This is a genomic window from Rahnella bruchi (genome assembly GCF_003614975.1).
Taxonomy (GTDB): Bacteria; Pseudomonadota; Gammaproteobacteria; order Enterobacterales; family Enterobacteriaceae; genus Rahnella; species Rahnella bruchi.
Genome location: NZ_QZWI01000026.1, coordinates 20,359 through 34,983, shown reverse-complemented (window position 1 = coordinate 34,983; position 14,625 = coordinate 20,359). Strand labels below are relative to the sequence as shown.

At 49.6% G+C, this 14,625-nt stretch carries 15 protein-coding genes; 10 read left to right on the top strand and 5 right to left on the bottom strand.

Annotation, left to right across the window (positions count from 1 at the left end):
- Positions 1-287: 287 nt before the first annotated feature.
- Positions 288-779 carry an anti-virulence regulator CigR family protein gene (locus D5398_RS24320; protein WP_120509916.1) on the bottom strand — a complete coding sequence of 164 codons (492 nt, stop codon included), beginning with the start codon at positions 777-779 and terminating at the stop codon, positions 288-290.
- Between the two features lie 616 nt (positions 780-1,395).
- Positions 1,396-2,292 carry a LysR family transcriptional regulator gene (locus D5398_RS24315; RefSeq protein WP_119823989.1) on the bottom strand — a complete coding sequence of 299 codons (897 nt, stop codon included), beginning with the start codon at positions 2,290-2,292 and terminating at the stop codon, positions 1,396-1,398.
- A 141-nt stretch (positions 2,293-2,433) separates the two neighbouring features.
- On the opposite strand from D5398_RS24315, the gene D5398_RS24310 reads away from it, so the two are divergent.
- From D5398_RS24310 to D5398_RS24270, 9 genes are all read left to right on the top strand, one after another.
- A complete protein-coding gene (locus D5398_RS24310) occupies positions 2,434-3,009 on the top strand; it encodes an NAD(P)H-dependent oxidoreductase (protein ID WP_120509915.1) in 576 nt (191 codons plus the stop codon).
- 15 nt (positions 3,010-3,024) lie between these two features.
- Positions 3,025-3,303 (top strand): YciI family protein, encoded by a 279-nt coding sequence (locus D5398_RS24305; RefSeq protein ID WP_119823985.1) that lies wholly within the window; start codon positions 3,025-3,027, stop codon positions 3,301-3,303.
- 44 nt (positions 3,304-3,347) lie between these two features.
- On the top strand, positions 3,348-4,379 hold the full coding sequence (locus D5398_RS24300; protein WP_120509914.1) for an aldo/keto reductase: 1,032 nt from the start codon (positions 3,348-3,350) through the stop codon (positions 4,377-4,379).
- Between the two features lie 82 nt (positions 4,380-4,461).
- Positions 4,462-5,190, top strand: a complete 729-nt coding sequence (locus tag D5398_RS24295; RefSeq protein ID WP_120509913.1) for a putative quinol monooxygenase — start codon at positions 4,462-4,464, stop codon at positions 5,188-5,190.
- 483 nt (positions 5,191-5,673) lie between these two features.
- Complete coding sequence (gene gcvA, locus D5398_RS24290) at positions 5,674-6,579, top strand: transcriptional regulator GcvA (RefSeq protein ID WP_120509912.1); 906 nt, start codon at positions 5,674-5,676, stop codon at positions 6,577-6,579.
- Positions 6,580-6,654: 75 nt separating this feature from the next.
- Positions 6,655-7,482 carry a DMT family transporter gene (locus D5398_RS24285; protein ID WP_120509911.1) on the top strand — a complete coding sequence of 276 codons (828 nt, stop codon included), beginning with the start codon at positions 6,655-6,657 and terminating at the stop codon, positions 7,480-7,482.
- Between the two features lie 20 nt (positions 7,483-7,502).
- Positions 7,503-8,393, top strand: a complete 891-nt coding sequence (locus tag D5398_RS24280) for an oxidoreductase (protein WP_120509910.1) — start codon at positions 7,503-7,505, stop codon at positions 8,391-8,393.
- Positions 8,394-8,784: 391 nt separating this feature from the next.
- On the top strand, positions 8,785-9,003 hold the full coding sequence (locus D5398_RS24275) for a DUF6500 family protein (RefSeq protein WP_120509909.1): 219 nt from the start codon (positions 8,785-8,787) through the stop codon (positions 9,001-9,003).
- Positions 9,004-9,655: 652 nt separating this feature from the next.
- Complete coding sequence (locus tag D5398_RS24270; protein WP_244216839.1) at positions 9,656-10,582, top strand: alpha/beta hydrolase family protein; 927 nt, start codon at positions 9,656-9,658, stop codon at positions 10,580-10,582.
- Here the strand turns inward: D5398_RS24270 and D5398_RS24265 are convergent.
- From D5398_RS24265 to D5398_RS24250, 3 genes are all read right to left on the bottom strand, one after another.
- Positions 10,503-11,540, bottom strand: a complete 1,038-nt coding sequence (locus D5398_RS24265; RefSeq protein ID WP_120509907.1) for a helix-turn-helix domain-containing protein — start codon at positions 11,538-11,540, stop codon at positions 10,503-10,505. The two genes, D5398_RS24270 and D5398_RS24265, sit on opposite strands and share 80 nt — an antisense overlap.
- 291 nt (positions 11,541-11,831) lie before the next feature.
- Positions 11,832-12,677 (bottom strand): MBL fold metallo-hydrolase, encoded by an 846-nt coding sequence (locus tag D5398_RS24260; RefSeq protein WP_120509906.1) that lies wholly within the window; start codon positions 12,675-12,677, stop codon positions 11,832-11,834.
- A gap of 334 nt (positions 12,678-13,011) precedes the next feature.
- A complete protein-coding gene (locus D5398_RS24250) occupies positions 13,012-13,554 on the bottom strand; it encodes a sugar ABC transporter (protein ID WP_120509905.1) in 543 nt (180 codons plus the stop codon).
- A 163-nt stretch (positions 13,555-13,717) separates the two neighbouring features.
- Here D5398_RS24250 and D5398_RS24245 point away from each other — a divergent pair, with 163 nt between their 5' ends.
- Positions 13,718-14,608 (top strand): LysR substrate-binding domain-containing protein, encoded by an 891-nt coding sequence (locus D5398_RS24245; protein ID WP_120509904.1) that lies wholly within the window; start codon positions 13,718-13,720, stop codon positions 14,606-14,608.
- Positions 14,609-14,625 lie beyond the last annotated feature (17 nt).

Sequence of the window (14,625 nt, the reverse complement as noted above, 5' to 3'; positions counted from 1 at the left end):
TTACTGCCCATCGAGGCCAGTGTAAGTCCGTCATAAAGGCGGTTGCAGCCTAAGAAGTGGGAAGCCTCGCCGTTTACAGCGGGGAGCAGTCACGGTATGAATGTCTATATTCCGCTCTGTCTCGAATGCAACACATCGTGAATCTTTAGCCTACCCCATCGACCATTTTCCGCGCGTGAATATGAGTCAATGAAGGATGCAACACAGGAATGCTTTAACGAATAAGCTGCGGTGTTGATTGGGTAGATAAAAAAGCCCCAATTCGGCGTTTTTTAAAGGAGTTGCCGTCAATCAAAAACACCGTTAATAACAGAAGTCACAATAGCGGTACTTAACGCAACCAGCACTAAATCATCACCCACGGCTCGCCATTCGTAGCCAGGGTAGTATGGCAACTCGTTAATCATCGAAGTGGGCAGCGTTTTCTTTGCAATACCTGGAGGTAATGGTTTACCTCGGGCTACGTTTTTAGCAATACCTGGAGGAAGCGCCTGATAACCCACAAGGCCATGATTCACAGCCAGAGAGCGAGCACGAGAGAAGCTGATATCGACGTCGACATGATCTGGTTTACCATAGTTTTTGCGATGCCCATGGTCCCCCTTTGATTTGGCGTTCCCCTGACCTTTATTCCCATGATTACCACTACTATCTTGATGATTCCCGCCCTGACCTTCTCCATTAGCTCCATTACCGGGATTGGCAAACACGGGTACTGCAAGAACAGTGAAAGAGATAACCGCCGCAAACATCGTTTTTAAAGCGCGACGCTTAAACATGATGATCATTCCTTAAGGTTTAAAACACTCTTTAACAGTAGGGCAATGCTATAACTTGAACAATCTCATGAGGTCTTATTTATTCAGACTTTCACATAATGTCACTCCCCCCTCTTTTAGGAGGCTTGTCTAAAACTTTGAGACATCACTGTTGTACGGCAGGTTTTTTAAATTTTCAGGTAGTATCGAAAATATTGAGGTTTGAAACTACGGATAAAAGGCATTATTGCATTGCATTCCATGCCTTGGGTGAAAGACATAATAATTTGGCCCTTCAACCTTCAGGCATAGCAGACTCCCCATCCGGCGATCTGACATCTACGCGCTGCAGCGGTAATACCGTCAGCCTTGCTGACATAATCTGTACGTCTTGAACTTTGGGAAAGAGAGAAATTTCTGCAGTAAGGATTAACGTGGGTGCAGCGCACTTACACTGCCATCGTCATGTTAAATGAGCACAGTAAAACAGTCCGTTATCAGGACGATTGACGAATAGGTTATCCGACTCTTCAGCTCAACACCCAATACCCTCACTGACCGCGTCTCCCTTATGGGCATCTGATAGCGTGTTGGGTCACCCAAGTCCCATGAGAGTGGAGACAGGTCAACACCATCGCTATTTGGTTTTCATCATTAAGAAATCGATCAGTGCCTTGACTCGCTTTGCCTTACCGGTATTTTTTAAATAGTAGAGATAAACCGCTGGATAAGTTTTCCAGTAAGGCATCATCACCGGGATAAACTGCTCTTTATCGGGCTGCAATTCATATACCGGCTCAAACAATCGGCCAATTCCCATGCCACTGCGTATTCCATCAGCCATAACATCAATATCATTGCTGATGAGCTGTCCGGACATTTCAACGGTTAATGGCTCTCCTTTATCTTCCAGTCTCAGGGGAAGAATGCGGTTATTGGTGATAAAGCGATAGCCGATGAGTTGATGCTGATGCAAGTCTGTCGGCAGTTTGGGTGTACCGTGTTCTGCGAGATAGGCTCGTGATGCGTACAAACCTTCACGAAACGGTTTCATCAACTGGCGAGCCACAACGTTCTCTTCCAGGATATCGCCAAAACGTATGCCCAAATCAAAACGTTCATCAATCATATTCACGGTGCCGTCATACACCGATATCTCCAACTGTATTCCCGGATAGCTCTGGCAAAACTCCGCCATACAGGGCTTGAGAATAAGCAGGTAAGCAAAGCGCGACAACGTAATTCTGACCAGCCCGGCGGGCTCCTGATTCAAGTCTTTAATGCTTTCAACCGCACTTTCCAGTGACTGAACAGCTTGCGATGTCTGATGCAACAGCTGTTCCCCGGCATCCGTCAGCTCAATACGCCGCGTAGTGCGCACAAAAAGTGGATGCCCCATATGTTGCTCAAGCAGTTTTAACGCTTTACTCACGGAGGGGGGCGTTATCTCAAGTTTCCTGGCCGCAGCCGTGATGCTGCCTTCACGGGCGATGCTCTGGAAAATACGGATTTGGTTGTAAATGACATTATTCATGGCGTCATCCAGAAGAAGAAACAAAATTATATTATTAGCTATTGGCTAAGATTGCATGAGCTATTACTGCCCTAAAAAACATAATCGCGAGGGTTTATACTCACTTTCAATTAAAACAAGCCACTGTAAGGCAGGCCAAAAATGCAAAATGTACTGATTGTTTCAGGTCATCCAAATCTTCAGGAGTCCATTGGCAATGCCACTATTTTGGGTGAAATTGCACGAGCGCTGCCCGGGGCCGAAATTCGCTTTCTTGATGCTCTCTATCCTGACTACCAAATCAACGTAGCACAGGAACAGGAAGCCTTAATCAACGCCGATGTGGTTGTCTGGCAGTTTCCTTTTTCCTGGTATTCAGTGCCAGGGTTAATGAAGTTGTGGATTGACCAGGTATTTGTCCACGGTTTTGCCCATGGCTCAACCGCAAAACTGGCTGGTAGAAAGCTGATCATTTCCTTTACTGCCGGAGCACCAGAGGGCCTGTACTCCCCTGAAGGTTTGTTCGGCCACGACATTCAGCAATACATGACCTCGTTTGAAACCACCGCAAAGATGTGCAATCTGGATTTACAAGAACCGGTTTACACCTTTGGCATCAGCTATGCAGGGCGTGATGAAGCTAAAGTCCTGGAACACAAAGCAATGGCTAGAGATCACGCCGCACGTCTGATTACCGCAATTCAAGAAACGAACCCTCCTTTAAGAATGGCTGTGTAAAAAAGAGGCGGAAAAATGTATCTCATCAATATTACGGTGAATGACGATATTACGGCTGTGGAGCATGAAGCGCTTTTCACGCGCCATGCCAGCTGGTTTCAGCGGTATTTCAACGCAGGCATATTTGTTCTTATCGGCCCCTATTCGGACCGCGAAAGAGCAGGGGTCATCATTGCGCAATCTGCAAGTCGGGAAGAACTGGAAAACATCCTGAGTGAAGACCCCTATTACCCTGGTCTCGCTCAATATGAGATCCGTGAATTTATCCCGAAAAGAGTGGGAAGCTGGCAATAAAAGACGTGACAAATTTCATTAAATAACGTGGTAGGGAGCGGATTATGCAGTATGTAAACCTGGGGCGAAGCGGCCTGAAAGTATCGCGACTGTGTCTGGGATGCATGAGTTACGGCGAACCAGAACGTCTTCCTCAGCCTTGGTCGCTTGATGAAAGTGCTTCACGGCCGTTGATACGTCAAGCACTTGAGGCCGGAATTAATTTCTTTGATACGGCGAATATTTATTCGGGTGGAAGCTCAGAAGAAATTGTCGGTCGGGCACTACGCGATATGGCGTATCGGGATGAGATCGTCGTCGCCACCAAGGCTTTTTTCCCGTGGCGGAACGCGCCAAACACCGGTTTTCTCTCGCGAAAATCTCTGTTTCAGTCCATCGATGACAGCCTGACCCGGTTAGGTATGGATTATGTGGATCTGTATCAGATTCACCGTTTTGATCACAGCACACCGGTTGAAGAAACCATGGAAGCACTTCACGATTTGGTGAAAGCCGGGAAAGTTCGCTATATCGGCGCCTCCTCAATGGAAGCCTGGCGTTTTGCGAAGATGCAGCATGTCGCCGAGCGTTACGGCTGGACGCGGTTTGTCTCTATGCAACCGCAATACAATTTACTGTATCGGGAAGAAGAGCGGGAAATGCTGCCGCTTTGTGAAGATCAAGGCGTGGGTGTGATTCCCTGGAGTCCGATGGCGCGCGGCCGGCTGACACGCGACTGGAATGAAACCACGCCCCGAACGCAGAACGACGCCTTTGCGCTGAAAATGTATGAAAATGCTGCACAGCAGGACCGGAAAGTGGTTGAGGTTGTGGCGCAGATTGCCGCCGAGCGGGGCGTCTCTCGTGCACATGTTGCGCTTGCATGGGTACTGTCTAAATCTGTGATTACTGCGCCAATCATCGGTGCCACTAAAGCAGAACACCTGTCAACCGCCGTGGAAGCCCTTAACCTGACATTATCGCCAGAAGAAATTGCAGCGCTGGAGGCACCGTACGTTCCTCATGTGGTTGATGGCATCGTACCGCCGCTGTCTGAGCAAGCGCCGCGACTCTCACCCCTGCGAATCAACCAGTAAGGATTGTGATGAGGCCATGGTTAACGCGTCTAATCAGGAATAGCAGCACAAAGTTTAATGCAGTCGAAAAAAGAGGTCGTTTATGAAAGCCGGGGTTTCTTTATCACTTTTGCTGGCTCTGAGTAGTTCTGCTGTTGCTCAGGAGCAGAAAGCATTTGTTTCACCCATGTTCACTATTTTTGAAGTCGACATTAAGCAACATAAAGAGAATGCCTTTGACAGCCTGGCTGAAAAAAATATTACTGCTTCGGTAACCGGTGAATCAGGCACCCTTGCGATGTATTCAGCCAGAAAGAAAACAAACCCTTCTGTTATTTATTTATTTGAAATTTATGCTGATAGCGATGCTTACAAGAGACACCTGAACTCAACAAGCTATAAAGAATTTTTGCGCAATTCACCGGATATTCTGGAAACGAGCCAAAAGCGTAGAATTGAGGTGATACCGCAATTCCTGGCTGATAAAAAGATTGTGCAAAGTGATAACACGATAAATAACTTTGTCATCGTTGATGTGAAACCAGAGTTTGGGCAGGCTTTTCGCGATGCTGTTTTACCCGAAATGGCGCAGTCGATTAAACGAGAAGACGGTGTGCTGGCCATGTATGCCACTGTCGATAAGGCGAATGATCACCGCTGGTATTTCTATGAAATCTACGCCAGCGAAGTGGCTTATCTGGCCCATCGTATGACCCCTCATTTTAAGGAATATATTGCGCAAACTGCAAAAATGACGACCGCTAAAGAAGCCATTGCTATTATACCCGGTAAGCTGATGAATAAAGGCGGCCTTGAATATGAATCTGACTGAGTGATGGCCTTACTCAGCAAGTAAGACCGGGAAATCACACACGTCTCATCTTGTTAATAGAATGAAAAGCTCGCACCCAATATTCATCATATACAACTTTGGGTGTTGAGCTTCGCCGCTATTATCTGTAGGTGGTGATGTCATCCCCCTGCAGCGTCTCGTCGCTCCCCTTTAGAAATAGCATTCCTGCTAATTTGGGACAAAAGAGGCACATATCCGATCGCTTTGTGCCCATCGTATAAGGCATTCGCATGGCAGTACATTGAAAAATAAATGCTGAAGGTAATTTTAATCCACTGAGGTAAAAGGCAATATGACGACCCGCAGTGAAATCCTCCGACGGAGTTCAAAAGAGTAAGCAGGGGGATACTCTTCGGACTTTGACGTACTACGCAAGCTTTGTATATTTCACTGTAGTCGTGACAATGACCTCCGCTCCAGCTTATCCTGACATGAGTTAAAGCTCATTGATAGGACGAAAAGATGCGTGATCTCCCCCCTACTGCCACATTACGCGCCTTTGAGGTCGCCACCCGGCACGCTACGTTTACCTCAGCTGCAGAAGAGTTATTTATCACGCAAAGTGCGGTCAGCCATCAGCTTAAAAAGTTGGAGGAACTTTGGGGCTTGCAGCTCTTTGAGCGTGGTAAAACCTTGCGATTAACACCTGCCGGCACAGCCCTTGCCCCCCTCGTGCGCGAATTCTTTAGCAAACTGGAAACCACGCTCGCCGACCAGCGTGAACAAAAAGGGCGGGTACGGTTGCTCGTTAATACGACCTATTCTTTTGCGCTAAAGTGGTTGTTACCTCGCCTGCCGGGTCTGGCACGCCTGCATCCGGAGATCCTGGTGACGATTGAGAGCACGGATAGCGCCATTAACTTCACAAGCGCAGATTCGGAGGTAGCGATTCGATTCGGCCATGGTAATTATCCCGCTCTGCATTCCGATTTTATGTTTCGCGAACAACTCTTTCCGGTTGCAAGTCCGACACTTTTAAAACGCTTTGGCATCCCGAGAGTTCCTGCTGAATTGTTGCGCTACCCCCTGCTGACGCGTGAGGGTGCCGACCTGGTGCCTAAATGGGACGCATGGTTTAAGCAGGTGGGTCTGAATACCGACGTACTCCATGAGAGCGTGCGCTTCGCTGACACGAATATGACGATTGAAGCCGCGTTACTGGGTCAGGGTATTGCGCTCGCACGCAGTGGCCACGTTGAGAAAGAGCTCCTCGATGGCAGCCTGAATCGCCTCTTTGACATACCGTTCCCCTCACCTGCGGCCTATTACTTCGTCTGTCCAGCGGGCATTGAAACGCGGCCACACATCCAGAAATTTCGCAGCTGGCTGTTGAGTGAATCTCACCAGGCACAACTCAGCTACCGTTAAATCATGAGCATTGACTCATGCAGGGATGACAAAGCATCGCTTTAAATCCGGGCAAGTGCTGACTAACATCAGGGCATGCCCACACCCATTATTTTTCTGACATTATTCGCCGCCCTTCTGCATGCCTGCTGGAATGCCTTATTACGCGGCGGTGCTGACCGGCTTTGGTCGATGACCATCATGTGCATGGCCATCGCTCTTAGCTGCGCCGTCTTTGCCCTGTTTCTCCCCTTCCCCGCGGTGGCGAGCGTGACGTACGTGGTGTTATCGGGTGTGCTTCATGTGGGTTATAACCTGTGCCTGATACGCAGTTATCAAACCGGGGAGCTGGGTCAGGCTTATCCCATTGCACGCGGCTCTTCGCCGCTGATGGTGACCTGTGGAGCGGCGATATTTGCCGGGGAAAATGTCGACATAGACACCCTGCTGGGCATCGGGTTAATTTCTGGCGGTATTTTGATCCTTGCCATAAGAGGCCGCAGGCTGGCGGCACGGGGCCTCACCTACCCCCTCGCCACCGGGGCTTTTATTGCCGCGTATAGCGTCGTGGATGGGATAGGTGTGCGCCTCTCCGGCAATTCGTATTCCTACACCGTGTGGATGAGCATGTTATGGGGCGCATTGATGCCAGCCCTTTACATCACTCTGCGGGACGCAAAAAGTTTACTGCGCTGGCGCCCCGGCATTGTCATGACGGCTGCCGGGGGACTGGTGTCGCTGCTGGCTTACGGCATGATTATTTACGCCATGATGGCTGCACCGATGGGTGCTGTCTCTGCGCTGCGCGAAACCAGCGTCTTGTTTGCAGCCGTTCTGGGTTATTTGTTTTTGGGTGAAAAGCTCACACTGCGAAAAATGCTGGCGTGTACGGTGATTGCATCCGGCACGCTGATGATAGGTTAATCAAATCAGGAGAACCCATTATGTCTGACCGCCCAAACATTGCGCTCATTGGTCCCGGTGCGATCGGCACAACGATTGCCGCAGCGCTTCATGAAGTTAACCGCACCCCCCTGCTATGCGGGCGTACCGCGCATGCGCACTTAATCCTTCACCACGATGAGGGGAAGATCGTGGTGCCAGGTCCGGTCTTAAGTAACCCTTCTGCGGTCACACATCCAATGGACCTGGTGTTTATTGCGGTCAAAACTACCCAGGTGACTGACAGCGCCGATTGGCTGGCCGCGTTGTGCAATGAAAATACGGTCGTGTGTGCGCTGCAAAATGGCGTGGAGCAGAAGACCCTGCTGGCGCCCTATGTCCGCGGGGCAACCGTGCTGCCCTCGGTGGTGTGGTTTCCGGCACAACGCGAGCCCGATGCGTCGGTCAGACTACGCGCCAAACCGCGTGTGACGCTGCCGGATGTGCCGCAGGCACAACGTGTGGCTGATGCACTTAGCGGCACCCGCTGTGGGGTTGAGTTAGCCGACGATTTCCTCTCGATTGCCTGGCGCAAACTGCTGCAGAATGCGGTTGCAGGTCTGATGGTGCTCGCAAATCGACGCGCGGGAATGTTCGCGCGCAGGGATATCACGCAGCTGGCGCTGGCATATCTTCATGAATGTCTGACTGTCGCGCGTGCGCAGGGTGCGGTACTTCATGATAATGTTCCACAAGAGATCATAGCGGGTTTTCAGCGGGCGCCCGCGGATTTAGGCACCTCTATCCTTGCCGACCGCCAGGCTAACCGCTCGATGGAATGGGATATACGCAACGGCGTCATTCAGCGATATGGACACTCACAGGGTATCCCAACCCCTATTAGTGACATCCTGGTACCATTGCTGGCGGCGGGGAGTGATGGCCCGGGGTAAATCCATTAACCTCTAGGCTGGTTTACACGGCAAAGAATGGTGCCATCACCAGCTATGACCTAAATGCCTCATCTATTACGAGCCTGAGGCATGTCATCGTGTGCATGCGTCTCGCGGCAGGGCTCTTTGAGGGGGAAACTGCCAATGGAGAAAACCCGAGACACACAGAGTCCAACGCCTTTGCGCTTTTTACCTGCTTCACCGCTGTGTTCGTGAAGTGGTCCCTGCCGTTGATTTACCTAGCGCCCCGCCATCGACAACAACTTAAAGGGGGATAACTGAGTGATTTTTAGATTGGGCTGCGGTCGTGGGTTTAGACTGTTTTATCGGACCACATCAACTGAGGTGAGCTTGAAGAGACTCAGGCCCTGCTAATTAAAAAGGAGAGAATGTGCGGGCAGGAATGCAGGAAAAAATCATTAGAATATGTGAGGCAAAAATCGCGACCAAAGGCAGTAATGTTGGACTGTCGTTCTATGCATTTTTTGCCAATAAAAATGATGATCCAGAGTTGCTGATGGAGGTTGCGCATTGGTGGATCATGAAGATGAAACTGGATCATTTTGAAAAGGCGGAAAAAATAAAATCCTTGGTTTTAGCCATGACTTGAACCCGTCAGGCTTCACATGGTGTAGGGCGGAGTTATCTGACTATTTTTGTGCATATCACCGTGGTAAGGGAGGCATTTATATGCGTTCTGTCACAGTGGTGCTGTGTCACTGAAGTTTTCACTCAAGTGCTCAGTATCGTCAGCGAGAGGGTTGGCATGATGCAAGAATGTCTTATCAAATGGATCAATGCCTGGTGCGGACTTTCAACAACATGGTCATTGGCAAGCAATGATACCTTTCACACGCCGCAGAGATTGCTAAGTTGGCAATCATCGAGTTGGGAGAGTGACCTAAACGCTACCTGCACATTTCGCCTACAGCAGGCAGCGAAAGTTGAGCGCTTAACGGCATCCTGCCATGCCCAAAATAGCAAATATCCTGTGGTGCTGAATCAAGGAGTACTAAAAACAGCTAAATTCGCGACCTCAATCGTGTTCTAGGACGCCAGGATGCCCTGCCTGATATATACATCTTGCACAATTCATCAATACAGGGCTATTTATGACGTGCATCCGCATTTTTTGTTTATTGTCAGTCTTCTTTTACTGCCTACAGGTTCAGGCATCCCCAGGCTTTCGTCTGATAACATTATCAGGCCAAAAGTCGGAAGAGCTAGATGTGGCAGTGTGGTATCCGGCGTCTTCGGAGGGAATGACAGAAGATATAGGAAATAATCCCGCCTTTGTTGGGGTTACTGTGACCCCCAATGCACTGCCATTACCAGGATCTCATCCTCTTCTGGTTATTTCACACGGATACAACGGTAACTGGCGGAATTTGTCCTGGATTGCCGCGGCGATGGCAGAGGAAGGATATATTGTTGCCTCCCCGGACCACCCAGGTACAACTACGTTTGATCAGAACCCGATAGAGGCTAAAAAGCTGTGGCGACGCCCGCGCGATATTTCGCGGGTAATTGATTTCGTCAGTGACTCGCCCGCGCTATTCGGCGTTACGGACAAGAGTCGTATTTCTGCTTTAGGGCATTCTCTTGGGGGATGGACAGTCATGTCACTGGCAGGTGCGCGATTTGCCCCCTCTGTATTTATCAAAGATTGCCAAAACCATTCCAAACGTGGTGACTGCAGGTTAATAGAAAAACTTGGCATCAATGATACGTATTCCATGGATAAACTATCGGCAAATAACAGGGATGCCAGGATCCGAGCTGTCGTTTCTCTTGATCTCGGACTAACCCCGGGTTTTACCCCTCAGAGTCTGAATGCCATTAATATTCCCGTCTTGATTTTAGCCGCACAGGGGGACCAATTAGCAGAATTACCCGCAGGACAGGAATCTGGATACCTTGCTGCCAATATGAAACCAAACTGGAGGCACTATGAGGTCATTGACGGTGCCACACATTTCAGTTTCATGCAGCTTTGTAAACCCGGCGCTGAAAACCTCCTAAACGAAGAATCACCTGGCGATGAGGTGGTTTGCCAGGATGGCCCCCAAGCAAAGAGAGCGGATATTCATCAAAATCTCGTGGCTAAGATCAGTGCATTCCTGAATTCTTCGCTTGATTACTCTGCACCTGCTGGCGGAACAAGGTTGGTGACACACCAGAAACTCTGAGAAACTCACGATTAAAATTTGATTTAGTTGTAAATCCAGACTCCAGCATGATATCCGTCACGGGCAGAAGGGTGCTTAACAGCAGTTCCTTTGCCCGCTCAATCCTGAAGCCATTGATCCACTGTGACACATTGCACTGACTGACAGAATTAACCGCGCCCGAAAGATGCCGTGCTGGTATGCCTGTTTTTCTCGCCAGAATACTCAAAGTGAGGTCGGGATTAAGATAAATTTGTGTCTCACGCACGTGTTTCTCGAGTCTACAATAAATCCCTTGAAACTCTCCCACGGGTACCGCAACGCTCACGGGCCGCATTTCTTCCCGGTTCTCTTTTCCTGATACGGTTGTCCTTCCCGCACTGACAATAGCTGCGGCGATGAGAGGAAGCAGTGTCATCTGGAAAATGACAATCATACCAGCGGCCTGTTTTCCGCCGGTAATGCGAAAGTCGAATGTCACTGCAAGATCTGTCAGTGCAGATATACACAGAAAACAGCCTGCGAAAAATGCCATCTTAGCTGGATACGTTGACTCCGCCAGTCGGCTCAGCGTGAAGTTACGCTCCCCTATCCATGCAATGCGTAGGAGGTCACATCCGTATCCCGTAAATATGATAAAGAGGATGAAATCTGTCGCAACCGGCCAAAACATCCTGATCAATAATGCAATGGCTGGAGGTAACAGCAACAAAAGCCAGCGACGCTGCTTATTGATATCCGTCATTGAGATGAAACTGTGCCATGCGAGAGGGGGAAGGAGAATTGCCAAGACAGATTGAATATTCCTCAGCATAACTGACTCATATTCCCAACGCAGCATGCCTACAGACAGCAGGACAGTGCAGGCGATAAGAAAACGCAGTGTCCCGCTGTGGCGATTTTTTTCAGGCAATAGCGCCATTGTTATCAAAATCAATAGCGCAAACAACGTAATAACAGGAAAAGGAACCGAATACATAACCATAGTACCATTCTAAAAATTCACGAGAAATCTTTGCACACATGTAGGTAATCTGTCTCCTTCAACGTAATAAAAATAGCATCACAAACCGATAAGACGCGATGTGTCTCTGGCGGATTTTTCTTATCGCCAACCCGCCCTCCTTTTGCTGATTCGTATCCCCTGCACGCATCGCGGGCTGCCTCCTCTTTAATAACCTGTCCGAGTGTGCTCGATATCTCTCACTCTAATGGTTGACAAGACGAGGTCAATTGAGGGGCTGGCAGGTGTTCAATCAAAGGAGGATCCTCATTTATGTTCTCGGTAGACAATACAGTACCCCTGACCCGCGTTGAGCACATGGGCAAAATCCGCTCGGTCTAAATGCATTCCTGCGATGAGAAGTTTTTCTTTTGCCACTTGGGCCAGGATTTTTTTCCGTGTTTCTTCGGCCTGGCGAGGGTCGCAGTCAAAAGCAATGGACACCTCCGGGCGTGCTGACTGGATATGCGGGAAATGGACGATGTCTCCCCAGATCACTAGGCACTCCTCCCCGGAGGTAATGCGAAATCCGGTATGACCTGGTGTATGTCCTGGCAACCATACGGGAAGAATACCCTCCGATATCTCGCCCTCATCAAACAGGCGCACCTGCCGGGCATAGGCGTCTAGCGTCCGGCGGGTCAGATTAAAATTACGCTGCCCGCGCTCATTCACCACCTTGAATACCTCATTATCTTGCCAATATTGTGCTTCAAGAGGGTGAAGATGAAGTTCAGCCTGTTTAAAAACAGGTTGCCCTTCTGCATCCAAGAGACCACCAATATGATCGGGATGGCCGTGCGTCAGTAAGACGGTATCGACGTCATCGGGCCTGACGCCTATTGCACCGAGACGCGTCTTGAGCTGCCCGCCTACGTGATTCAGCCCACCCGCACCGGCATCCACCAAGATGACCCGCCCTCTGCCCTGAATAAGATAACCGTTGATATGAATATTGCCCGGTTCAGCGATCTGGGCGTTGTGTTGGATAGCGGCGGCTTCAGCTGTTTCGATGCCTGACAGCAAATCCAGGCTGGCTGACATTGTGCCATCACTGAGCGCTGTCACCAGATAATCCCCAACTTGATGGGTTGAAAAAGACGGATGGATCATAATTGCCTCGGGTTAATTGCGTGCAAATGGATTTGGTGCTGCAAAACATATACGCGGTGTGAAATCCGAGGCATTTCGAATGGCCTGTTCTAGCTCACGCATAATGTCCCTTCCTGACATCGGGTGTACGTCATGTAATCTGACGATAAAAGTGTTAGACATAGAGCGGATCCCCACATCCAGGCTTTATCTCCACACCGGTGACACGAACATTTTTCGAATCTGCACGCAGAGTCCTTGCGCAACATGCTCTGTAGCCCTTTATTAATCGCTTACATCAGTGAACCTTCGCGCGAGTTATTGGAATAAATAAAACGTCAGATTGGGCATGTTGTCATGAATTCCGGTCCCTTCTGGTTTTAGGCAAATTGGTCAGTTGCGCCGTCAGTGGCTTATAGAGGTATACGCCGGGCACATCTGCTATTTGCGCTGCAGTATCACGCTTTACCACGTATGCAATACGTCGGTCGTGCGTTCTGTCCAACCCTGACGCTTGCATCTCGAGTGCCCGATATCCCTGCCCTTCAATAACACTCAAAGGGTGAGTGCTAAGCAGGAGGAATTCATCACTGGATACGGCGGGTGCCATGCCTTCACCCTCATACAGGTTACGGTGCCAATCAGTGATGTGCTTTTGCCAGCGTGAAAAATTACCGCCCCCTTTCAGCTTGTACTCCTTACTGGTTATCACCTGCGCATCTTTCACCGTATGAATGGCGAGATATACGGGGCAGCCTGGCGTCAGGGACTGAAAGCGCTGGGAAGTACTAAATCCAATGACCGAGATCAGCGCGGGCAGCTTTTCCAGACTGTAAAAGTCATTCCACACTTTCTCACTTTCAGGATCGGTATAGCTGCACTCCACGATGTAGAACATTGGCTCACCTCCGCCTGTAGATTAAAAGGTACACGCTGGCCCTCCTTAGTGACTTTTACTCATGCTATATGTTGTAATTCCGGCAATAAATCGATATTAACTCAACCGTTAGTGACATTTAGTCACTAACAACGGATATCACCCTTTCAATAAGGCAATATTAATGCGCAGAAAAATTCCCAGCAGTGCTTCACTTCAGGCGTTTGAAGCTGCTGCCAGGCACGGTAATTTTGCGCGGGCTGCGGCAGAATTATCACTGACGGAAGGCGCTATCAGCCGCCAGATTGCCCGGCTGGAGTCTCTGCTTGAGTGCAAATTGTTTGACCGGACGGGAACCCGGGTAAAGCTCAATACGGTGGGGACACACTACGCCCATCACGTACGAGAAATGCTCGAACGACTCGAGCGGGAGACTCAATATGTGATGGGAATGCCTGAAGGCAGTAGAAGTCTGGAAATTGCTGTACTGCCAACGTTTTGCAGCCGCTGGCTTATCCCCCGCCTTAGCGGCTTCCAATCCTTATACCCGGACATCACATTGAATATCGCGGCCAGAACCGATCCCTTCATTCTCACCGGGAGCGGCTTTGACGCGGTGATTCATTTTGAGCACCCGGCCTGGGCAGGCATGCGCATGCAGGTCCTCTTTGAGGAGAGGCTGGTGCCGGTGTGCCATCCCGACCTGTTAACCGGAAACAACATCGTTGGACAGCTAAATACGCTCCCCCGTATTCACCGGCGGCAGAACCCAGAAGCCTGGCTGCATTATGCCGAGCAAAGTGGGATAGTCCTTGATAACCCGGCGCAAGGTGTCCGTTATGACCTTCATGAAATGGCGATAGCTGCAGTACTGGCGGGTCAAGGCGTGGCGATGGTGCCGCGCATCTACGTCGAAAAAGAGCTAAACAGAGGATCGCTTGTGGCACCCTGGCCGCAATCAGAACAACTGAGCAAAACATTTTGTTTGGTAAAACCGGTTGAAACAGGAATCAATGAAATTGCATTGCAAAATTTTGAGCGCTGGTTGCAGGCTGAATCGTTACTCGTAAATTGACATAGAGATAGTCCGCT